Source organism: Nocardia sp. NPDC087230, assembly GCF_044744725.1.
GTDB classification, from domain to species: Bacteria; Actinomycetota; Actinomycetes; order Mycobacteriales; family Mycobacteriaceae; genus Nocardia; species Nocardia canadensis.
Map to the genome: position 1 here is coordinate 174,090 of NZ_JBIUYV010000008.1, position 22,378 is coordinate 196,467.

The following is a 22,378-nucleotide window of genomic DNA, read 5'->3' on the forward strand; positions in this document are numbered from 1 at the left end:
CTCCACTGTCGGGTGTCGAGCAAGCAGATATGGGCAAAACCTGGCATCTAGCGTGGAAACCACAGTATCGCCTCGGCCGTGGCATCGGGAAATGCACCGTCCCAACGGGGTATCGTTCGGCCATGGGGTACCCGGAGGACGTTCTCGCGCCCGACGAACAGCTGATCCTGCACCGCCATCCGCACTGGAAGATGCTGGTGTGGCCGGTCGTCACACTCATCGCCGGGACCGCCGTGGCGGGCTTCCTCGGCGGCCTCGCCTGGCGCAACACCGAGGGGCACGTGCGCACGGTGCTGCTGCTGCTCATCGGGCTGATCTGGCTCGGGCTCATCCTGTGGCGCTGCGTCGGCAAGGTGATCGCCTGGAAGTCCACCCATTTCATCATCACCGACCGGCGGGTGCTGGTGCGTCAGGGCGTGCTCACCCACACCGGCATCGACATCCCGCTCAGCCGCATCTCCAGCGTGCAGTTCCAGCACGGGGTGTTCGACCGGATGCTGGGCACCGGCACACTGATCATCGGCTCGTCGTCGGAGGAGCCGCTCGAATACGACGACATCCCGCAGGTCCAGCAGGTGCACGCGCTGCTCTACCACGAGGTGTTCGAGGCGGGCAGCGCTCGCCGGGACCAGACCTGGGGCGGTTATCGGTGAGCTTCCGGCCCACCCCGACCGGTATCCGTAATCTGAGCACATGACCGCCGTACTGCTCGCCGAAGACGACGAGGCGATCGCCGCGCCGCTGTCGCGCGCTCTCGGCCGCGAGGGCTACACCGTCACCGTCGAACGGTTCGGTCCCGCGGTGCTGCGCCGCGCGCTCGAGGGCGACCACGATCTGCTGATCCTCGATCTCGGCCTGCCCGGCATGGACGGGCTGGAGGTGTGCAGGCAGGTCAGGGCCAGCGGCGCCGATCTGGCGGTGCTGATGCTCACCGCCCGCACCGACGAGGTCGACTTCGTCGTCGGGCTGGACGCGGGCGCCGACGACTACGTCGGCAAGCCGTTCCGGCTGGCCGAGCTGCTGGCCCGGGTGCGCGCGCTGCTGCGGCGCAGCGGCATCGGCGACGACGCGGTGGAGGTCGGCGGGATCCGGCTCGAACCGGCCGCGCGCCGGGTGCTGGTCAACGGCGCCGAGGTGAACCTGGCCAACAAGGAGTACGAACTGCTCAAGGTGCTCATCGACCGGGCCGGTCAGGTGGTGCCGCGCGAGACCATCCTGCGCGAGGTCTGGGGCGACGCGGACCTGCGCGGTTCCAAGACCCTGGACATGCACATGTCCTGGTTGCGCCGCAAGATCGGCGACGAGGGGCCGATGGCGGAGCGGCGCATCGTCACGGTGCGCGGGGTCGGTTTCCGGCTCAACACCGACGGGCCGTCGAGCCAGGGCCGAGGCTGATCAGGGCAGTGCGCCGCCGCATCCTGCGCTCGATCCTGACCGTGCTGACCATCACCACGGTGGTGCTCGGCGTACCGCTGATCTACACCGCGTGGCTGTGGGTCGAGGACATCACCCGCAACGATCTGCAGAGCCGCCTGGAACGCGTCGCCGCCGAGGTGATCGCCCAGGAGCGCGGCGACGGCACCGTGCACGACGGTCTGGATGTGCGCGCGATGCGGGCGCTGGTGCCCGAGGGCGGCAAGCTGACGATCGTCTATCCGGCGCCGCACGACAACGCCGCGCGCACCGACATCGGCGTCGACCACGTCGACGATCCCCTCGTCGAATCGCTGTCCATGGGCACCTCCGGTTCGCTGCGGCTCGAGGTGCCCGCCGGGCCCATGCACGCCCGGCAGGAGCAGGCGGTGGCCGCGGTCGCGCTGGCCGTGCTCGCCTCGCTCGGTGCCGCGTTCTCCGTCGCGGTGGTGACCGCGCGCCGGGTCGCCGACCCGCTGCGGGACGTGGCCGCCCGCGCCGCCCGCCTGGCCATGGGCGACTTCCGGCCCGACCCGCGCAGGCACGGCATCGCCGAACTGGACCGCGTCTCCGACGTGCTCGATTCGGCGACGGTCGAGATCGCGGGCAGGCTGCAACGCGAACACGCGCTGGTCGCCGACGTCTCCCATCAGCTGCGCAGCCGGCTGACCGCCGTGCGCCTGCGCCTGGACGAGCTGTCCACCCACGCCGACCCCGAGGTGGTGCACGAGGCCGAGGAGGCGATGGCGCAGGTCGACCGGCTCACCGACGCCATCGACGACCTGGTGCGGGCCTCGCGCGACGAGGACGCTGCCGACCGCGATCCGGTCCCGGTGATGGCCGAGCTGCGCGGTGTCATGGCCGAATGGGCGCACCCGTTCACCGAGGAGGGGCGCGAACTGCGGCTGATCGGTGACGAGTCGCTGCGTGCCCCGATCACCGGTTCCCGGCTGCGCGAGGCCGTCGCGGTGCTGGTCGACAACGCCCTGATGCACGGCGGCGGCACCTGCACGGTGTCGGTGCGCACGGTGCCGACGATGAGTTCGCGCGATCCGCTGATCTGTGTGGAGGTGGCCGACGAGGGCGAGGGCGTGCGCGACGAGCTCGCGCCGCACATCTTCGATCGGGGTTTCTCGGCCGGTGGTTCGACCGGTGTCGGCCTGGCCCTGGCGCGTGCGCTGGTGGAGGCCGACGGTGGCAGGCTGGAGCTGCAGCGTCGCCGTCCCGCGCTGTTCGCGGTGTTCCTCGGCTCGAAGGTCAACCGGTCGCCGAACGCGACCCTCACCGAGCCGCGCTGACTCAGCTCTGGCCGAGCGGTTCCTGTTCCTCTTCGATGAGTTCCTCGAGCTCGGCGACGATCTCGTTCATCTCGTCCGGGAACACCCAGCGGCGCATCGCCCAGAACCGGAACGCCATCTGCAGCAGGTTGCCGATGATGAACGCGCTGACGAAGTCGGCGATGTTCTCGACCAGGAAGCTCACATCGGGCTGGCGCAGATCGAGGACGTAGCTCGAGATCCACAGTGGAATGTTGCTCAGGATGACGCCGATGCCGCTGACACCGAAGAACAGCAACGCCTCGTGATGTTTCTCTCGGCCGCCGCGATTCTTGAACGACCATTCCCGGTTGAGAATGTAGGACGCGATCACCGCGACGACCCCGGAAATGATCTTGGCGGTGACCGGTTTGTCGGCCAGCACCGTCCATTTCAGGAGGTAGAACAGGCCGCTGTCGATCACGAACGTCGTGGCACCGACGATGGCGAACTTGATCAGCTCTTTATGCCGGAACGCTAGCTCGCGCAGGCGCGGGGGAAGGACGCTGACCACGTCGTCGACGATTGACACGAGTTCCGAGTGTACCGGTAGCAAAGATTCGCATTCGACATGACAACATTGCACGACGTGAGTGCACGTTCGTTCGATCCGTCTGCCATGCCCACCGTCACGATGGTCGGTGGTGGCCAGCTCGCGCGCATGACGCACCAGGCCGCGGTCGCCCTCGGCCAGCGTCTGCGGGTGCTCGCGGAGCGCCCCGAGGACCCCGCCGCGCAGGTGACCCCCGATGTCGTCCTCGGCAGCCACGACGATCTGTCCGCCCTGCGCAAGGCCGCGGTCGGGTCGCACGCGCTGACCTTCGATCACGAGCACGTGCCGACGGCACACCTCGAGATCCTGGTCGCTGAGGGCGTCAATGTGGCCCCGCCGCCGCAGGCGCTGATCTTCGCGCAGGACAAGCTCGCCATGCGGACCAAGCTGTCCGCGCTCGGCCTGCCGGTGCCCGCGTTCGTGGAGGTCACCGCGCCCGCCGACGCGATCGCCTTCGGTGACGAGCACGGCTGGCCCTTCGTCCTCAAGGCCGTGCGCGGCGGCTACGACGGCCGCGGCGTGTGGATGCCCGCCGACGCCGCCGAGGCCGAGCGGCTGGTCACCGACCAGCTCGCGCACGGCGTGCAGCTGCTCGCCGAGGCGAAGGTCGACCTCAAGCGCGAGCTGTCGGCGATGGTCGCGCGTTCGCCGTTCGGTCAGGCGGCGACCTGGCCGGTGGTGGAGACCGTGCAGCGCAACGGACAGTGCGCGGTGGTCATCGCGCCCGCGCCGGAGCTGGCCGAGGAGACGGCCGCCAGGGCCGAGACGATGGCGCTGGAGCTGGCCGCCGGGCTGGGTGTGGTCGGGGTGATGGCGGTCGAGCTGTTCGAGACCCACGACGGCGAGATCCTGGTCAACGAGCTCGCCATGCGCCCGCACAACTCCGGTCACTGGGGCATGGACGGCGCCTGCACCGGCCAGTTCGAGCAGCATTTGCGCGCGGTGCTGGACTACCCGCTCGGCGACACCACCCCGCTCGCCCCGGTGACGGTGATGGCCAACATCCTCGGCGCCCCCGCGGCGCCCGAGATGTCGATGGACGAGCGCCTGCACCACCTGTTCGCCCGCCTGCCCGAGGCCAAGGTCCACCTCTACGGCAAGGGCGAACGCCCCGACCGCAAGATCGGCCACGTCAACATTCTCGGCGAGAATGTCGACGAGGTCCGCGAGAAAGCCGAACGCGCCGCCCACTGGATGTCGCACGCGGTCTGGACCGACGGCTGGGACCCCCACGCCGAATCCTGAAACACTCCACGGCATCCGCGACCACACGCCGAACCCGAACCACCCCAACGGCATTCGTGATCCCTACGTTTTCGGCCGCCTCGCCTCCGAGGGGCGAGACGTAACGCCGAAGGCGAAGTATCGCCCCTCGGAGGCGAGGTCACGAGGCCGAAAACCGCGGCGCCAGCCGCCGACAACACAGGAGCGCACGTGAGCAACATCGGTCCCCAGGTCGGCCTGATCATGGGCAGCGATTCCGACTGGCCGACGATGGAGGCCGCCGCCGAGGCGCTGGCCGAGTTCGGCATCCGTTTCGAGGTCGGCGTGGTCTCCGCGCACCGCACCCCGCAGCGCATGCTCGACTACGCGCGCGACGCCGCGGGCCGTGGTCTGCAGGTGATCATCGCCGGCGCGGGCGGGGCCGCCCACCTGCCGGGCATGGTCGCCTCGGCCACCGCGCTGCCGGTGATCGGCGTGCCGGTCCCGTTGAAGTACCTCGACGGCATGGACTCGCTGCTGTCGATCGTCCAGATGCCCGCGGGTGTCCCGGTCGCCACCGTCTCCATCGGCGGCGCCCGCAACGCCGGCCTGCTGGCCGTGCGCATCCTGGCCGCCCACGACCCCGCCCTGCGCACCCGCATGGAGCAGTTCCAGGCCGGCCTCGAGCAGATGGTCCTGGACAAGGACGAGGCCCTGCGCACCAAGCTCCTGGGCTAGATCCCGGTCGGGACCCGTCGTGGCCGGTGACTACGGTGGTCGGGTGGCACACGACGATGCGGCGCAGTTCCGGCTCACGGTGGTGGATCAGGCGTTGCGGTTGTTCGCCGAGCGGGGGTACGAGGCGACGACGGTGGACGAGATCGCGGTGGCGGCGGGGATCTCGCGGCGGACCTTCTTCCGGCAGTTCCGGTCCAAAGAGGACGTGATCTTCGCCGATCACGAGTTCCAGCTGGCCCTGGCCGAGGACTCGTTGCGGCGGGCCACGGGTGATCCGTGGGATGCGGTGTGTGAGGCCGTGATCGGGGTGTTCGAGCGGTTCACCCAGTGGCGTGACATCGCCGCGCGCCGGTATCAGGTGGTGCGGCGGGTGCCCGCGCTGCGCGAGCGCGAGATCGTGACGGTGTTCCGGTACGAGCGCCTGTTCACCGATTTCCTGCGCGAGCAACTGCCCGACGAGCCGGACCTGGTTCGGGTCCAGTTCACCGCCGCGGTGACCGCGACGCACAACTATCTGCTGCGCCGGATGGTGCGCGGCGAGTCCGCGGCCGCCGTCGCCGATCTGCGCACCGAACTGGCCCTGATCCCGCGCGGCAGGCCGGCGCCGACCCCGCGCGAGGAGCTGGTCCTCGCGGTCTTCCCCCGGGACATGCCGCCACGCAAGGTCGCCGACCTGATCACCGCCCAGCTCGGTAACCTGTGAGCGCCGCTTCGGCGGCGTGAAGGATCGGTGACACTGAGTGCCACTGGCATATCCCCATGTAGGGGTAGAGTGCCGGGCGTATAATCGAGCCGAATTGGCACTGGGTGCCGATGTAGGACGCGCTGTTGACCGCAGCGATCACCACCACGACCAGGAGAGTGCCCGATGGCGGGAAACCCGGATTTCAACCTGTTCCAGCTCGAGGACTTCCACGATGAGCTCCGTGGCGCCATCCGTGGCCTCGCCGAGAAGGAGATCGCTCCGTACGCCAAGGACGTCGACGGCAACGCCCGCTTCCCCGAGGAGGCGCTGACCGCCCTCAACGCCGCCGGCTTCAATGCCGTGCACGTGCCCGAGGCCTACGGCGGCCAGGGCGCCGACTCGGTCGCCACCTGTATCGTGATCGAGGAAGTCGCCCGCGTCTGCGGCTCGTCCTCGCTGATCCCCGCCGTCAACAAGCTCGGCACCATGGGCCTGATCCTCAACGGCTCCGAGGAGCTGAAGCAGAAGGTCCTCGGCGACCTGGTGAACGGCAAGATGGCCTCCTACGCGCTGTCCGAGCGTGAGGCAGGCTCCGACGCCGCCTCCATGCGCACCCGCGCCAAGGCCGACGGCGACGACTGGATCATCAACGGCTCCAAGTGCTGGATCACCAACGGTGGCAAGTCCGAGTGGTACACCGTGATGGCCGTGACCGACGCCGAGAAGGGCGCCAACGGCATCTCCTCGTTCATGGTCCACAAGGACGACGAGGGCTTCGTCGTCGGCCCGCTCGAGCACAAGCTGGGCATCAAGGGCTCGCCCACCGCCGAGCTGTACTTCGAGAACTGCCGCGTCCCCGGCGACCGCATCGTCGGCGAGCCCGGCACCGGCTTCAAGACCGCGCTGCAGACCCTCGACCACACCCGCCCGACCATCGGCGCGCAGGCCGTCGGCCTGGCCCAGGGCGCCCTGGACGCCGCGATCGCCTACACCAAGGATCGCAAGCAGTTCGGCAAGGCCATCGCCGACTTCCAGAACACCCAGTTCATGCTGGCCGACATGGCGATGAAGGTCGAGGCGGCCCGCCTCATGGTCTACACCTCCGCGGCCCGCGCCGAGCGTGGCGAGAAGAACCTCGGCTTCATCTCCGCCGCCGCCAAGTGCTTCGCCTCCGACGTGGCCATGGAGGTCACCACCAACGCCGTCCAGCTCTTCGGCGGCGCCGGCTACACCACCGACTTCCCGGTCGAGCGCATGATGCGCGACGCCAAGATCACCCAGATCTACGAGGGCACCAACCAGATCCAGCGTCTGGTGATGTCGCGCCAGATCCTGCGCTGATCGCGGCGCGACAAGCGCGAATCCGTGGCCCCCGGCGAACTCGCCGGGGGCCACGGCTGTTTCGCGGGCGATCCCGCGGCGTTATCTCGATAGTCGCCGCGTAGGGGGCGATTGATGATCGAATTGTGGCTGTTTATTAACAGGAGAAGCGACCGAGAAATTTTCTCGACACCAGAGGGTTATTTATTCGTGCCCTGGGCGCGAATCGTTTCGCCGCCTCCGTGCAATATACCAAGACAGGTGGGATCCAACTGAGCCGTCGGGGTCGTCGAATGTGGCCGATGTCGAATCCTCCTGAGTAGAAAAGGGCTTTGAGCTGGCCCTTTGTCCTTCTATAGCAGGAGTCGGCAACATGGTGCATAGCGCTGGAGTCGTCAATGGGCCGGGCTGCCTCGAATATTCGAGTGGCCCGCTACTCGCGTGCACGGCGATGCTTCGGAGAATGCTCGACCTCGTGATATGGCGAGGTGAATCATGACCGAGGTAATTTTCGGATCCCGCTCGGGAATGAGCTGGTACCCCCTGTCGACTGCCACCGAGAGCTCGCGTTTCACGCAGGCCACCCTGGACGGGGTCCGCGCCTGGGCACGCGACCATCTGACCCAGCCGCTCGGCGAGATCGGGCGCGACGGTCCGGTCTGCCCGTACGTCGGCCCGGCGATGCGCCGCGACCTGATCTGGGTCGGCCGGGTCGCGGGCGCGCGACCGTGGCCCGCCTACGTGCGGCTGGTGTTGTCCGACGCGCTGGAACTGTTCCCGAAGCTGCCGCCGGACGTCGGTGGCGCCGCCGTGCTGCGCTGCCTGGTGACGGCGATGCCCGAGCTGCACGACTACACCCTCATCGACGACCTGCACGACCAGCTCAAATCGGAATTCGTCGAACGCGGTCTCATGCTCGGGCAGTTCTACCCCGGCTGCACCCAGCCGGGACTGTGGAACCGGGAGTACCACCCGCTCGACTCGCCGATTCCGATGCTGGTGGTGCGCACGATGATGGCCACCGACTTCCCGTTCCTGATCGCGCGGCCGGAGTGGATGTCGGCCTACGTCAAGAAGTTCGCGCCCGGCCTACCCGCGCATGTGCGCCGGGTCGTGGTGGGCAGGCTCATCGCGAACGCGAGTACCGAGGTACCCGCGTACTACGACGAGGAACTGCACGGGATCAGTGCGGGGAGCGCCGGGCGATGACCCGCGAACTGTCCACCGCGCCGGCGCCGGATCCGGCAGCGGTCGAGGAGTTTCCGCTCTCGCCCGCCCAGCTGGGCATGTGGTACGCCCAGCAGCTCGACCCGGCGGTGCCGCTGTACGAGGCGCAGTACATCGACATGCGCGGCCCCCTCGACGTCGACCTCCTGATCGCGGTATCGCAGCAGGTGAGCCGGGAGTTCGAGTCCGGGCTGTTGCGGCTGGTCGACACCGGCGAGGGCCCGCGTCAGATCGTCGACCGGCGGATCGATCTGACGATGGCCGTCCTGGACTTCAGCGACGCCACCGATCCCGAGGCCGAGGCGATCCGGTGGATGCGCGCCGATGTCGCGGCGCCGATCGATCTGCTCGGCGACCGGCTGGTCATGTCGGCCCTGCTCCGCGTCGCACCGCAGCGGGTGCTGTGGTATTCGCGCGCCCACCACATCGTCATCGACGGTTTCGCGTCGGCGTCGGCGCTGTACCGGGTCGCCGAGCTCTACAACGCGGCCCTAGCCGGGCAGCCGCCGAAGCCCAGCGTCGCGGCGGGCCTGCGTGCGGTGCACGAGGCGCAGCTGCGCTATCTCGACAGCACCCGCTGCGCCGCCGACGCCGCGTACTGGGAGCAGCGGATCGCCGAGATGCCGCGTCGGTGCAGTCTGGTCGACGCCCCCGCGCCCGCCCACGCCCTCGGCCGCCAGCACCGCGCCGAACTCTCGCCCGCGGCGAAGGCGCGCCTGGACGCGGCGGCCGCCCGCTACGGCGTCGGCACGGCCGGGCTGGTGATGACCGCGCTCGCCGTCTACTACGCGCAGGCCACCGGCACCGAGGACGTCGTACTGAGCCTGCCGGTGTCCGGCCGCACCACCGCCATGCTGCGCCGTTCCGGCGGCATGCTCGCCAATGTGGTGCCGCTGCGGGTGCCGGTCCGCGCGCACAGCACCGTCGCCGAGCTGGTCGAGGTCATCCGGGTCGAGGTCTCGGGCGCACTGCGGCATCAGCAGTTCCGGCACGAGGAGATCCGCCAACATGACGGGGGCGCCGAGGGCGGACGCGGGTTCGTCGGCCCGGTCGTGAACATCATGCTGTTCCCGACCGAGGTCGACTTCACCGACGTCGAGACGAGCCTGCACGTGCTGACCTCGGGCCCGATCGAGGACCTGTTCGTCAACTTCTACCAGCACGGCGCGAACAGCCCTGTCCACGTGGACTTCACCGCCAACCCCGATCTCTACGACGCCGAAACCCTGGCCCGTCACCACGATCGGTTCCTCGCGCTGTTCGCCGCGATCATCGACGCCGATCCGGCCACCGAGGTGCGCGCGCTCGACTACTTCCTGCCCGACGAGCGGCCGCTGCGCGCCGGGTTGCGCGGTGCCCCCGCCCCCGCGCCCCGGCTGCTCGGGGATGTGCTCGACGAGGGGATGATCACGGCGGGTCCGGCGGCGACGGCGGTGGTCGCCGGCGATTGCGTTCTCGATTACGGTGCGCTGGATCGGCTTTCGGCCCGGTTGGCCCATCGACTGGTCGCGGCTGGTGCGGGTCCGGAGGCCGCCGTCCTGGTCGCGCTGCCGCGCTCGGTGGAGTCGGTGGTGGCGTTCTGGGGCGTGGCGCGTTCGGGTGCGGCGTACGTACCGGTCGGCGTGCAGAATCCGGCGCCGCGCCTGGCGGTCATGGCGGCGGAATGCGTTGCACGGCTGGGTGTTACGACGTCGGACCGGCGCGCGGACCTGCCCGACACGGTGACCTGGATCGCCGTCGACGAGCTCGGCGAGGACTATCCGTGCACCGAACCGTTGCCTCGGGCCCGCATCGACAACCCCGCCTACATCGTGTTCACCTCGGGCTCCACCGGTACGCCCAAGGGCGTCTTGGTCACCCACGCGGGCATCGCCGGACTGGCCGATGCCGTCCGCGACGCCTACGGCGCGGACCGTGACTCCCGTGTATTGCACTGTCTCAACCCGAGTTTCGACGCGTCCCTGCTCGAGCTGCTGGTCGCCTTCACCGTGGGGGCGACCCTGGTGATCACCGACGCGGCCGCGGGCGCCGAACTGGCTGCCGCGATCCACGAGGCGGCGATCACGCACCTGTGCTCCACGCCCGCCGTGCTGTCGTCGCTGCCGCCCGACGCGCTCGACGGCGTGCGCGCGGTGTCCACCGGCGGGGAAACATGCCCACCCGAGGTGGTGGCGCGGTTCGGCACCGGCCGCGCGCTGATCAATTCCTACGGACCGTCGGAAACCACGGTGGCGGCGACCTTCACCGCGCCGCTGGCGCCCGATCGGCCCACGGGTATCGGGTCACCCGTGCCGGGTGTCACGCTGCATGTCCTCGATCACCTGCTGCGCCCGGTGCCCGCCGGGACGCCCGGCGAGCTGTTCATCGCGGGCCCGGGGCTGGCGCGGGGCTACGCCGGTCGTGCGGGCGTGACCGCCCAGCGGATGGTGGCCGATCCGTTCGGCGCGCCGGGTGCCCGCATGTACCGCTCCGGTGACCTGGTCCGGTGGCGTGCCGTCGACGGCACCTTCGTCCTGGACTATCTGGGCCGCACCGATTTCCAGGTGAAGCTGCGCGGGATGCGGGTGGAACCGGGGGAGATCGACGCCGTGCTGGCGACCTGCCCCGGAGTCGACTTCGCGGTGACGGTGGTGCGGGCCGGTGCCTCGGGGCGGGACATGCTCGCGTCGTATGTGGTGCCGGTGCACGGGACGACGGAGCTCGACGGCGCGGCGCTGCGCGAGTTCTGCCTGCACCGGCTGCCCGGACACCTGGTGCCGAGTTCGGTCACGGTGCTCACCTCGCTGCCGCTGACCGGCAACGGCAAGGTCGACCGGCGCGCGCTGCCCGAACCCGCGGTGGCGCCGTCGGCACCGGCCGCGGCGGGACCGGAGCGGGCGCTGTGCGCGCTGTTCGCCGAGGTGCTCGGGGTCCCCGAGGTGGGGGCGCGGGCGTCGTTCTTCGCGCTCGGTGGGGACTCGATCCTGTCGATCCAGCTGGTGTCGCGGGGCCGCGCCGCCGATCTGGTCTTCTCGGCGCGCGATGTGTTCGAGCATCCGACCCCGGCCGAGCTGGCCGCCGTCGTGGCGGTGCCGGGGGAGCGCACGGTGCTGCGCGAATTGCCCGGTGGCGGTGTGGGTTCGGTGCGGCGGACGCCGATCGTGGACTGGCTGCTGACCCGGCCGGGCTGGCAGCGGTTCGCCCAGACCATGGTGCTGGCGCTGCCCGCGGACATCGATCGTGCCCGGCTGGTGCGCACGCTGCAAGCCGTCGTCGACCGGCACGACATGCTGCGTGTTCGCGTCGTCGACGGCGATCGGCTCGAGGTCGCCTCGCCCCGCACGATCGACGTGTCCACCCTCGTCGACCACCGCCCGCGCGCCCGGATCGCCCGCGCGGACATCGCGGCGGCTACAGCGGCGGCGGTAGATCGGCTCGACCCCACCAGGGGCGATGTGCTCGCCGCCGGGTGGCTCGATCCGGGCGGTCCCGGTGGGCGGTTGGTCCTGGCCGTACACCACCTGGCCGTCGACGCGGTGTCCTGGCGCATCCTGATCGCCGATCTGGTCGCCGCGTGGACCGCGGTCGAGGTGGGCGCTCCGGTGCAGCTGCCGCCGGTCGGCACCTCCGTGCGAACCTGGGCGCAGGCACTCGACGGCCTGGCCGACGCCGCGGAATGGACCGACCAGCTGGACTACTGGCGCGCCGTCCTCGACACTCCCGAACCGCGCCTGGGCGAGCGAGCCCTCGACCCGGCCCGCGACGTCGGCGCGCGACTCGACTGCATCGAGATCGTGATCCCGACCGCGACCGTCGCCCCGCTGGTCGAGCACCTGCCGACGGCGCTGCGCTGCGGTCTGGAGGAAGCCCTGCTGGCCGCCCTGGTCGCGGCGGTGCGCGAGCACCGTGGCGAGCCAGGTCCGGCGCTGCTCATGCTGGAACGGCACGGCCGCGACGAGACCGTCGTGCCCGGGGCGGATCTGTCGCGCACGGTCGGCTGGTTCACCAGTCAGTTCCCGATCGCGCTCGACCTCGGCGCCGATACCGAACCGCTGGCCTGGGTGGCCGCCGTGAAGGAGCAGTCGCGTGCGGTGCCGCGTGGCGGGTTCGGGTTCGGCCTGCTGCGGCATCTGTGGCCCGCCGGTGCCGACAGTCTGCGAGCGGCGGGGAGTCCGCAGATCGGGTTCAACTATCTGGGCCAGATCTCCGGTGCCGACACCGAAATACCTTGGCTCCCGGTCGATGTGGCCGATCAGCTCGGCGGGGCCGGTGACGGCGAACTGCCCGCGTCCACGGTGCTCTCGATCGACGCGGCGACCCTGAACAGCACGGAAGATCCTGTGGTGCGGGCGGTCTGGCGGTTCCCCGCCGAGGTCATCGCCCGCGAGACGGTGGAGCGGATCGCCCGCCGTTGGGTGTCGGCGCTGGCTGCGATCGCCCGAGCCGTGGTCGCGCCGGGCGCGGGCGGACTGACACCGTCGGATCTGCCGCTGGTGCGGGTCACCGGCGGTGAGCTCGACCGGTGGCGGCACCGCTACGACGGCATCGCGGACGTCTGGCCGTTGTCGCCGTTGCAGCAGGGCCTGCTGTTCCACACCCGGCTGGCCGCCGGACACACCGACAAGTACGTCGTGCAATCGGAGTTCGCGCTGGCGGGCCCGGTGGACCTGGAGCGGCTCCGGTGCGCGGCCACGGCCCTCGTGCATCGGCACGCCGCGCTGCGCACCGCGTTCGTCACCACGGCGAACGGGGCGGTGCAGGTGGTGCTCGACGAGGTCGACGTGCCGTGGCGGGTACTCGACGCCGACCCGGCCGACCGCGCGGCGCTCGCTGCGGCCGAACTCGCCCGTCCCTTCGATCCCGAACAGCCACCGCTGCTGCGGTTCCTGTGCCTGCGCTGCGGTCCCGACGACATGCGCCTGATCGTCACCAACCACCACCTCGTCCTCGACGGCTGGTCGATGCCGCTGCTGCTGGGTGATCTGCTCGCGCTCTACGACGGCACCGCGCCCCTGGACGAACCGGTGCCTTACCAGCGCTATCTGGAGTGGCTGGACCGTCAGGACCGGGTCGCCGCGCGGGCCGCGTGGTCGGACGCGCTCGCCGGACTCGCAGGCCCGACCCTCGTCACCGCGGCGCGCGCCCCACGGACGCACGGTACCGAACCGGCCGACCTGCGCCGGGAGGTGCCGCTGTCGGCGGACGCCGCCGCGCTCGCCCGGCACCGCGCGGCGGGTATCACCCCGAACACGGTGGTGCAGACGGCCTGGGCGGTGCTGCTGGCGGAACTGACCGGGCACACCGACGTGGTGTTCGGGGCCACCGTGTCCGGTCGCCCACCCGAGCTGCCCGGTGCCGATCGGATCGTCGGCATGCTGGTGAACACGATTCCGGTGCGGGTCGGCCTGCGCCCGGACGAGCCGGTCGGCGCGCTGCTGGCGCGCGTCCAGCGCGAGCAGGGCGCACTCGTCGACCGGCACATCGTGGGACTCGCCGAGATCCAGTCCGCGGCCGGGCTCGGCCCGCTGTTCGACACCGGCATGGTCTTCGAGTCCTACCCGATGGACGCCGAGGCCCTGCGCGCGGCCTCGGCGCAGGCGCGTTTGCGCGTCACCGACTTCCACGGCCGCGACGGCACCCACTACCCGCTGTGCCTGGCCGCCCACGACCGGGCCGGCCTGCGCCTCTCCCTCACCTGCTCGGACCGGTACTTCGACGACGCCGAGGCCACCGCGCTCGCGGATCGCCTGTCCCGCATCCTCACCTGCCTCGCCGACCCGGCCACCCCGGTCGCCGCCGTGCGCGGCCTCGCGGGCGCCGAGGTCCTGCGCACCCGGCCACGGCCGATCCAGCTGCTGCCGGAACTGCTGGCGGCCGGAGTGTCCGCAGGGCAGACTGCCGTCATCGGATCGTCTGTCGCGCAGGCGATTCAGGCGAGCGGACCTGGGCCCGTGAAAGTCGGCGCGTCCGACGAGCTCGAGCCGGACGATATTTCCGGGCGCGAATCCGCCGGCGGTGCGACTGCCGAGCCGGAGCCGGAGCCGGAGCCGGAGCAGGTGCTGGAGCGGGGGCTGGGGCCGGTGCAAGTGCCGGTGCCGGTGCCAGGGTTGGAGCCGGAGCAGGTGCCGGTGCAGGGACCGGAGTCAGGGCCGGTGCCGGGGCTAGAACTCGGCGCGAGGGCGGCGGTGGTCGAGCTCGGGTACGCCGCGCTCGACGAGCAGTCGAATCGCTTGGCGCGCACCCTGATCGCCGACGGTGCCGGGCCCGAGGGCGCGGTGCTGGTCGCAATGCCTCGGTCACCGGAGTGGTTGGTGGCCGTTTGGGCGGTCGCCAAGTCGGGTGCGGCGTTCGTGCCCGTCGACGTCGACCACCCGGTCGACCGGATCGCCGCCGTCGCCCACGGCAGCGGCGCCCGGCTCGGCATCACCGTCGCCGCGCACCGGAAGACATTGCCGGACACAGTGTCCTGGCTGGTGCTCGACGACGACCCGGTCGCCACCCGTGTGGCCGCCCGCCCGGCCGACCCGGTGACCGACGCCGACCGGACCCGCCCGCTGCACGCCGGGCATCCCGCGTACCTGATCTACACCTCCGGCTCGACGGGCACACCCAAGGGCGTCGCGGTCACCCACGCGGGACTCAGCGGGCTCGTCACCGGCGTCGCCGCGCGGCTGCGTCCCGGCCCACGCGACCGCTTCCTGCTGTGTATGAATCCCGCCTTCGACGCCTCGGTCCTGGTGTGGCTGAGCTGCTGTCACGCCGGCGCCACACTCGTCGTCGCCACGTCGACGGCCACGGCGGGCGACGAGCTCGCCCGCGTGATCACCGATCATCGGGTGACCCACCTGATCGCACCGCCCGCCGTCCTCACCACGCTGCCCACCGCGGCCGTCGCCGGGGTCCGCGCGATCGTGACCGGCGGCGAGCCCTGCCCGCCCGAACTCGTCGCGCGCCTGGGCACGGGCCGGACGATGCTGAACTCCTACGGCCCCGCCGAGTCGACGGTGGCGGTGACCCTGAGCGCGCCGCTGACCCCGGACGACGCGGCCGACCTCGGCACCCCGCTCCCCGGGTGCGGCCTCGCGGTGCTCGACAGCTGGCTGCGGCCGGTGCCGCGAGGCGCGGTCGGCGAGCTGTACCTGATCGGTCCGGGCCTGGCCCGCGGCTATGCCGGCGCCGCCGCGCGCACCGCGGAGCGCTTCGTCGCCAACCCGTTCGGTACCCCCGGCGAGCGGATGTATCGCACCGGCGACTTGGTGCGCCGGACCTCGTCCACCGGGCTGAACTATGTGGGCCGCAACGACTCCCAGGTGCAGTTGCACGGCATCCGGGTAGAGCCGGGCGAAGTGGACGCCGCGCTGCTGGCCGCGCCCGGCGTCGCGCTCGCCGTGACGGTCCCGCGTCCCGGGCCGACCGGTGACCAGACGCTGGCCTCGTATGTCGCGCCGGTCGCCGGGGCCGAGCCGAGCCCGACGGCGCTGCGCGAGTTCCTGGTACGGCGGCTGCCCCGGCACCTGGTGCCCGCGACGGTCACGGTCCTGGACGCGCTGCCGGTCACCGGCAACGGCAAGGTCGACCTGCGCGCGCTCCCGGAACCCCAGCACACCAGCGCGCCGTACGTCGCCCCGGTCGGCGCCGAGCGGCTGGTCGCGCAGGCCTACGCCGCCGTCCTCGACCACCCGGAGGTCGGCGCCGACGACGACTTCTTCGCCCTCGGCGGCGACTCGCTGTCCGCGACGCGCGTCGCCGCCCGCCTCGGCGCGGAGCTGGGCGTACAGGTCCCGCTGCGGCTGCTGTTCGAGGCGCCGACCGTGCACGGGCTCGCGGCCCGGCTGGGCGGTGCGGCCGCGCTGCCCGCCGGGGTACTCGGCGGGCCGAGCACGGGGCCGCGCCCCGACCGGATCCCGCTCGCGCCCGCGCAGCGGCGGATGTGGTTCGTCAACCAGTACGACCCGGCCTCCGGCGCCTACAACATCCCGGTGGTGCTGCGGCTGACCGGACGGCTCGACCTCGCCGCGCTGCGGGCGGCCCTGCTCGACGTGGTCGAGCGGCACGAGGCGCTGCGCACCGTGTACCCCGGCCACGATGGCATCGGCTACCAGGTGGTCGTGGCGCCGGACGACCTCGCCGACCGGATCGAGGTCACCGACATCGACCCCACCCGCCTGGCGGCCGCCGTCCTCGCCTGTGTCACCGAGGGTTTCGATGTCGCCGCCGCGGTTCCCGTGCGGCTGCGGCTGTTCCGCGTCGGTCCCCAGGAACACGTGCTGGCCGTGGTGGTGCACCACATCAGCGCCGACGGCTCCTCGATGGGGCCGCTCGCGCGCGACGTGATGACCGCCTACGCCGCCCGCGCCGCCGGGTCGTCTCCCGCGTGGCGGGCGCCGGCGGTGCAGTTCGCGGATTACACCCTGTGGCAGCGTGATCGGCTCGGCAGCCCCGACGATCCCGAGGCGCTGTCGGCGCGGCAGCTGGCCTATTGGACCGACACCTTGGCGGGACTCCCGGACCGGCTGGAACTGCCCGCCGATCGTCCCCGCCCACCGGTCGCGTCCCTGCGCGCGGGCACCGTCGCCCGCACCGTGGATCCGGAGCTGCGAGCCGGGCTGGAACGTCTCGCCGCCGCCCGCCGGTGCTCGCTGTTCATGGTCCTGCACAGCGCCCTGGCGGTGCTGTTCGCCCGCCTCGGGGGCACCACCGACATCGCGTTGGGCACGCCCGTCGCGGGTCGCGGGGTGGCCGAACTCGACGAAGTGGTCGGCATGTTCGTCAATACGGTGGTGCTGCGCACCGAGGTGCCCGCCGCGCTGCCGTTCACCGACCTGCTCGACCGGGTCCGCCGTACCGACCTCGATGCCTTCGCCCACGCCGACGTCCCCTTCGAGAACCTCGTCGACCTGCTCGAACCCACCCGCTCGGCGGCCCGCCATCCGCTGATCCAGGCCATGCTGATCTTCCAGAACCTGGGCCGCGCCGAGTTCGCGCTACCCGGTCTGGGCGTCGAGGCACTCGAACTGGACCAGCAGAGCCTGCGCTTCGATCTCAGCGTCACCGTCGGTGACGACGGCGCCGAGGGATTGGCGGTCCGCCTGGGCTACGCGACCGACCTGTTCGACCCGAGCACCGCCGCCCGCTTCGCCGACCGCTGGCTGCGCATCCTGCGCGCCGTCGTCGCGAATCCCGCCGTGCCGGTGGGCGATATCGGCCTGCTCGACGCCCGCGAGCGCACGATCCTGCCCGGTGCCGCACTGCCTGCCGTCGTCGCCCCCGCCGTCCTGCCCGATCTGCTCGCCGCCGCCGTCACCACGAACCCGGACGGTGTCGCCGTCATCGACGGGCCGACCCACCTCACCTACCGTGACCTGGACGAGCGCTCGAACCGCTTGGCCCGCACCCTGATCCGCTGCGGCGCGGGTCCCGAGACCCCCGTGGTCATCGCCGTCCGCCGCAGCGCCGCCTCGGTCACCGCCGTCTGGGCCGTCGCCAAGACCGGCGCGCCCTTCGTCCCGGTCGACCCCGCCTATCCCGCCGACCGCATCGCCCAGATCGTCACCGACTCCGGCGCCCACCTCGGCATCACCACCCGCGACGCCACCGCCGTCGATCCGTGGCTCGACGCTCGGACGGCAGCGGGCAGGGCTCCCGGATCGATGGTGCCGGGCGCGGACGCGATCCCCGCGTTGCGGTGGCTGTTCCTGGACGACCAGGTCGCGGGGGACCTCACCGTGTCGGCCGCGCCGATCGACCCCGCCGAACGCCTGGCACCCCCGCGACCGGCGCACGCCGCCTACCTCATCTTCACCTCCGGATCGACCGGCAGGCCGAAGGGCGTCGTGGTCACCCACGCCGGGCTGGCGAATCTGGTCGCCGCGCAGCGGGAACGGATGAGTATCACCAGCGACTCGCGCGTACTGCACGTGGCCTCGCCGGGTTTCGACGCCGCCGTGCTGGAACTGCTGCTGGCCACGGGCGCGGGCGCCGCCCTGGTGGTCGCGGGGCCGACCGCGTACGGCGGGGCCGAGCTCGGCGAGCTGCTCGCCGGGGAACGGGTCACCCATATCGCGCTCACCCCCTCGGCGCTGAGCTCGGTGGACACCGTCGACCACGAGCACCTGCGGGCCATCGTCACCGGCGGCGAACCGTGCCCGCCGGAGCTGGTGCAGCGGTGGGCGGCGCCGGGGCGGGTGCATTTCAACGACTACGGGCCGACCGAGGCCACCATCTGGGCGACCGGCGCGGGCCCGCTGCTGCCCGGCGGCGAGATCACCATCGGCACACCGATTCCGGGCCTGGCCGCGCTGGTGCTCGACGAGCGGCTGCACCCGGTGCCCGATGGCGTCACCGGCGAGCTGTATCTGGCCGGGCCCGCGCTCGCCCGCGGCTACCAGGGCCGCGCCGATCTCACCGCCGCCCGTTTCGTCGCCGACCCGTTCGGCGGGCCGGGCGAACGGATGTATCGCACCGGTGATCTCGTGCGCCGCCGCGCCGGCGCGCTGGACTACCGCGGCCGTGGCGACCTCCAGGTGAAACTGCGCGGCCTGCGCATCGAACTGGGTGAGATCGAATCGGCGCTCATCGCGGACCCGGCGGTGCGGCAGGCCGCTGTCGCCGTGTACACCGACCCCGCCGTCGGCGAACTGCTCGTGGCCTACCCGGTGCCCGAACAGCCGGGAACGCTCGACGTCGACGCGGTGAAAGCGGCGCTGGCGCTGCGTCTTCCGTCGTACATGGTGCCCTCGGCCTTCGTCGTCCTCGACGCGCTGCCGCGCACCGCCAACGGCAAGCTCGACCGGCGCGCGTTGCCCGCTCCCGACCTCAGATCCGGCCGGTTCCGGCCTCCGGTCACCGCGGCCGAGCGGGCGGTGGCCGACACCTTCGCCGACCTGCTCGGCGTGCCGAAGGTCGGCCTGGACGACGACTTCTTCGCCCTCGGCGGCAACTCGCTGATCGCGACCAGGATCGCGGCCCGGCTCGGCGCGGCCCTCGATACCCGCGTTCCGGTGCGCACCGTCTTCGACGCGCCGACCGTCGCCGAGCTGGCCGCCGCTATCCGCGCCGACGCGCGCCCGCCGGGCCCGCGTCCGGGCCCACGGCCGCGCTCCGACCGGATTCCGCTCTCGGCCGCGCAGCGGCGGATGTGGTTCCTCAACCGCTACGACCCGGATTCGCCCGCCCAGAACGTGCCGATCGCCGTCGAGGTGGACGGCGAGATCGACCCGGTGGTGTTGCGCGCCGCGGTCGACGACGTCGCGGCCCGGCATGAATCGCTGCGCACCGTGTACCCCGTCGACGCCGACGGTGACCCGTACCAGGATGTGCGCACCGACGCCCGGGTGCCGGTGCGGGTGTCGGCGATCGCGCCGGACGGTATCCGGGCGGCGGTGGCGGGTGAGATCGCCCGGGGCTTCGACCTCACCACCGAAGTGCCGGTGCGGGTTGGCCTGTTCCGGATCGCCGCGCAGCGGTCGGTCCTGGCGGTCACCATGCACCACATCGCCTCCGACGGCTGGTCGCTGGCACCGCTGACCCGCGACGTCGCGATCGCCTACGCGGCGCGCCGCGCGGGCACCGCCCCGGCGTGGGCGCCGCTGCCGCTGCAGTACCCCGACTACGCGCTGTGGCAGCACGAAGTACTCGGCGACGCGGACGATCCCGGCAGCGTGGCGTATCAGCAGCTGGCGTACTGGCGCGACCGCCTCGCGGGACTGCCCGAGGTCTCGGCGCTGCCCAGCGACCATCCGCGCCCGGCGATCCTCACCCACCGGGCGGGACTGGTCGAATTCGAGATCGACGCGACCGTCCAGATCCGGCTGCGCGAACTGGCCCGCTGGCACGGCGTCAGCGTGTTCATGGTGGCCCACGCGGCGCTGGCGGTCCTGCTGGCGCGGCTGTCCGGGACCGAGGAGGTGGCGATCGGTTCGGTCATCGCGGGCCGTGGCGCCGGTGAACTCGACGATCTCATCGGCATGTTCGTCAACACCCTGGTCCTGCGCAGCCGAGTGCGGTCCGCGGACACCTTCGAGGCGCTGCTCGCCGCGACCAAGGACGGCGACCTGGACGCCTTCGGCAATGCCGATGTCCCCTTCGAACAGCTCGTGGAAGTGCTGGCCCCCACCAGGTCCACCGCGCACCACCCGCTGTTCCAGGTGCTGCTGGTCTTCCAGAACTTCGATCGGGAGTCGTTCGATCTGCCCGATCTGCACGTCCGGCCGATCGAGATGCCGCCGGTCGGCGCGAAATTCGACCTGGAGTGGATGCTGGCCGAGGAGTTCGGTCCCGACGGCGCGCCCGCGGGCATGTCGGGCACCCTGACCTTCGCCCGCGACCTGTTCGAGGAATCGACCGCGGCGACCATCGCGCATCGCTTCGTCGACGTGCTCGACGCGGTCACCGCCGACCCCGGCCTGCTGGTCGGCGCGCTCGATGTCACCGCGCCACCCGGCACCGTGGTGCACGCGCTCGCGCCCGCGCCCGCGCACCGCGTCGACCTGCCGTACCGGCCGCCGGTGACGCCGACCGAGCACGCCGTGGTCACCGCGTTCGAGACGGTGCTCGATGTCGACCGGGTCGGCCTGGACGACAACTTCTTCGAGCTGGGCGGCACCTCCATGGTCGCCATCCGGTTGGTCGCGCAGGTGCGCGAGCTGCTCGACTTCCCGATGCCGGTGCAGTGGATGTTCGGCGACCCGTCGCCGGGCGCGCTCGCCGAGCGGATCGCCGCGTCCGGGGACACCCCCGTCGATCCGGCCCTGCGGACGCTGCTGCCGCTGCGTTCCGGCGGTACCGGCCCGGCCCTGTTCTGCGTGCATCCGGCGATCGGCGTCGCCTGGTGCTACGCGGGGCTGTCCGCTCATCTCGACCCCGGCTATCCGGTCTACGGCCTGCAATCACCCGGGATCGTGGCCGAACGACCCGACCGGCCGCTGCGCGAGCGGGTCGCGCACTACGCCGACGAGATCCAGGCGACCCAGCCCGACGGACCGTACCGGCTGCTCGGCTACTCCGCGGGCGGCCCGATCGCCCACGCGCTCGCGGTGGAACTCCAGCGCCGGGGCGCCCAGGTCGACGCGCTGATCGTCCTGGACGGTCGGGCCGACGTCGACCCGGCCAGCGCCGCGGACATGCCGCCGATGCAGGCCCTGCTCGCCGAGTTCGGCGGCCTCGATCCGGCCCGGCTCGGCGGCGACGACCAGGCCGAACAAGCCGCCCGACTACTACGCGCCGGCGCTGCCGCCGACGCCGTCGATCGAATCGCGCCGACAGCGTCGTCGGCCGATTCCGCGGGGTATCGGGGTACTGCCGCACCGCTGCCCGGCGCCGACAACGAGGTCGGCGCCGGCCCCGGCAACCCGGCCGCCGGACTCCTCGACACCATCAGCGCGGCGGACCTGCGCCGGCTCTACGCCGACTACCAGCAGATCGTCCGCGAAGCCGCCGGCTACGCGCCGGGCGTGTTCGACGGCGACCTGCTGTTCTTCAGCAGCACCAGCGCCCGTCCCGGCTACGCGCCCAACGCCGACACCTGGCGCCCCTACATCAGCGGCGAGATCATCGACCATCAGACCGGGCACGAGCACAACCGGCTCACCGGCCCCGAGGCGCTCGCCGTGATCGGCCCGATCCTGGCGGGCTACCTGCGGCGCTAGGCGACCAGGTCGGCGTACTCGCGGTGCTCGGCGATGTACTTCTCCACGTACCAGCAGGTGGGGATGACCTGGTAGCCGGCGGCGCGGGAATCGTCGAGGCCGAACTTCACCACGTCGGCGGCCACGCCGCGGCCCCGGTACTCCGGGAAGGTCATGGTGTGGTGGAAATCGCGAACCTTGGGGTCGTCCCGTTCGGCGTAGTCGGCGTATCCCGCGAGGACGTCGTCGTGATAGATCTCGTAGCGGGTATCGGCGACGTTGTGCTCGAGCCTGGTGGTCATACCGGATGCTAACCCGG

General features: G+C 71.6%; 11 protein-coding genes. 9 read left to right on the forward strand and 2 right to left on the reverse strand.

Annotated elements, in window-relative coordinates; all coding sequences use genetic code 11:
- Nucleotides 1-122 precede the first annotated feature (122 nt).
- Genes ACIO52_RS25090 through ACIO52_RS25100 form a run of 3 tightly spaced genes read left to right on the forward strand, consistent with a single transcriptional unit; the run spans nt 123 to nt 2,711 of the window.
- Nucleotides 123-653, forward strand: coding sequence for a PH domain-containing protein (locus ACIO52_RS25090; protein ID WP_218720921.1), 531 nt, complete (start codon nt 123-125; stop codon nt 651-653).
- A 40-nt stretch (nt 654-693) separates the two neighbouring features.
- Nucleotides 694-1,395: a response regulator transcription factor gene (locus ACIO52_RS25095; RefSeq protein WP_218720922.1), complete on the forward strand. Its 702-nt coding sequence runs from the start codon at nt 694-696 to the stop codon at nt 1,393-1,395.
- 8 nt (nt 1,396-1,403) lie between these two features.
- Entirely contained in the window at nt 1,404-2,711 is a 1,308-nt protein-coding gene (locus ACIO52_RS25100) for a HAMP domain-containing sensor histidine kinase (protein WP_218720923.1), read from the forward strand.
- Nucleotide 2,712: 1 nt separating this feature from the next.
- On the opposite strand, the gene ACIO52_RS25105 is transcribed toward ACIO52_RS25100, so the two are convergent.
- Nucleotides 2,713-3,261: a GtrA family protein gene (locus ACIO52_RS25105; RefSeq protein WP_316573648.1), complete on the reverse strand. Its 549-nt coding sequence runs from the start codon at nt 3,259-3,261 to the stop codon at nt 2,713-2,715.
- Nucleotides 3,262-3,300: 39 nt separating this feature from the next.
- Between ACIO52_RS25105 and ACIO52_RS25110 the strand changes: the two genes are divergently transcribed.
- The 6 genes from ACIO52_RS25110 (at nt 3,301) to ACIO52_RS25135 (ending at nt 22,080) form a co-directional block, all read left to right on the forward strand.
- Nucleotides 3,301-4,527 carry a 5-(carboxyamino)imidazole ribonucleotide synthase gene (locus ACIO52_RS25110; RefSeq protein WP_218720925.1) on the forward strand — a complete coding sequence of 409 codons (1,227 nt, stop codon included), beginning with the start codon at nt 3,301-3,303 and terminating at the stop codon, nt 4,525-4,527.
- 189 nt (nt 4,528-4,716) lie between these two features.
- The gene (gene purE / locus ACIO52_RS25115) at nt 4,717-5,223 is read left to right on the forward strand and encodes a 5-(carboxyamino)imidazole ribonucleotide mutase (RefSeq protein WP_308248629.1); all 507 of its coding nucleotides are present in this window, start codon (nt 4,717-4,719) and stop codon (nt 5,221-5,223) included.
- Nucleotides 5,224-5,266: 43 nt separating this feature from the next.
- A complete protein-coding gene (locus ACIO52_RS25120; protein ID WP_218720926.1) occupies nt 5,267-5,926 on the forward strand; it encodes a TetR family transcriptional regulator in 660 nt (219 codons plus the stop codon).
- Between the two features lie 165 nt (nt 5,927-6,091).
- Entirely contained in the window at nt 6,092-7,249 is a 1,158-nt protein-coding gene (locus tag ACIO52_RS25125) for an acyl-CoA dehydrogenase (protein WP_316573650.1), read from the forward strand.
- 474 nt (nt 7,250-7,723) lie between these two features.
- A complete protein-coding gene (locus tag ACIO52_RS25130; RefSeq protein WP_255588469.1) occupies nt 7,724-8,437 on the forward strand; it encodes a DUF6875 domain-containing protein in 714 nt (237 codons plus the stop codon).
- Complete coding sequence (locus ACIO52_RS25135) at nt 8,434-22,080, forward strand: amino acid adenylation domain-containing protein (protein ID WP_402647206.1); 13,647 nt, start codon at nt 8,434-8,436, stop codon at nt 22,078-22,080. The genes ACIO52_RS25130 and ACIO52_RS25135 overlap by 4 nt, the downstream gene beginning before the upstream one ends.
- On the opposite strand, the gene ACIO52_RS25140 is transcribed toward ACIO52_RS25135, so the two are convergent.
- A complete protein-coding gene (locus tag ACIO52_RS25140) occupies nt 22,077-22,361 on the reverse strand; it encodes a GNAT family N-acetyltransferase (protein ID WP_218720929.1) in 285 nt (94 codons plus the stop codon). The two genes, ACIO52_RS25135 and ACIO52_RS25140, sit on opposite strands and share 4 nt — an antisense overlap.
- Between the last annotated feature and the right edge of the window lie 17 nt (nt 22,362-22,378).

Excerpts from the sequence above, each read along its gene's own strand:
- ACIO52_RS25140 (WP_218720929.1), bottom strand. The coding sequence starts at position 22,361 with ATGACCACCAGGCTCGAGCACAACGTCGCCGATACCCGCTACGAGATC.
- ACIO52_RS25095 (WP_218720922.1), top strand. The coding sequence starts at position 694 with ATGACCGCCGTACTGCTCGCCGAAGACGACGAGGCGATCGCCGCGCCG.
- ACIO52_RS25130 (WP_255588469.1), top strand. The coding sequence starts at position 7,724 with ATGACCGAGGTAATTTTCGGATCCCGCTCGGGAATGAGCTGGTACCCC.
- ACIO52_RS25135 (WP_402647206.1), top strand. The coding sequence starts at position 8,434 with ATGACCCGCGAACTGTCCACCGCGCCGGCGCCGGATCCGGCAGCGGTC.
- ACIO52_RS25110 (WP_218720925.1), top strand. The coding sequence starts at position 3,301 with ATGACAACATTGCACGACGTGAGTGCACGTTCGTTCGATCCGTCTGCC.
- ACIO52_RS25125 (WP_316573650.1), top strand. The coding sequence starts at position 6,092 with ATGGCGGGAAACCCGGATTTCAACCTGTTCCAGCTCGAGGACTTCCAC.
- ACIO52_RS25090 (WP_218720921.1), top strand. The coding sequence starts at position 123 with ATGGGGTACCCGGAGGACGTTCTCGCGCCCGACGAACAGCTGATCCTG.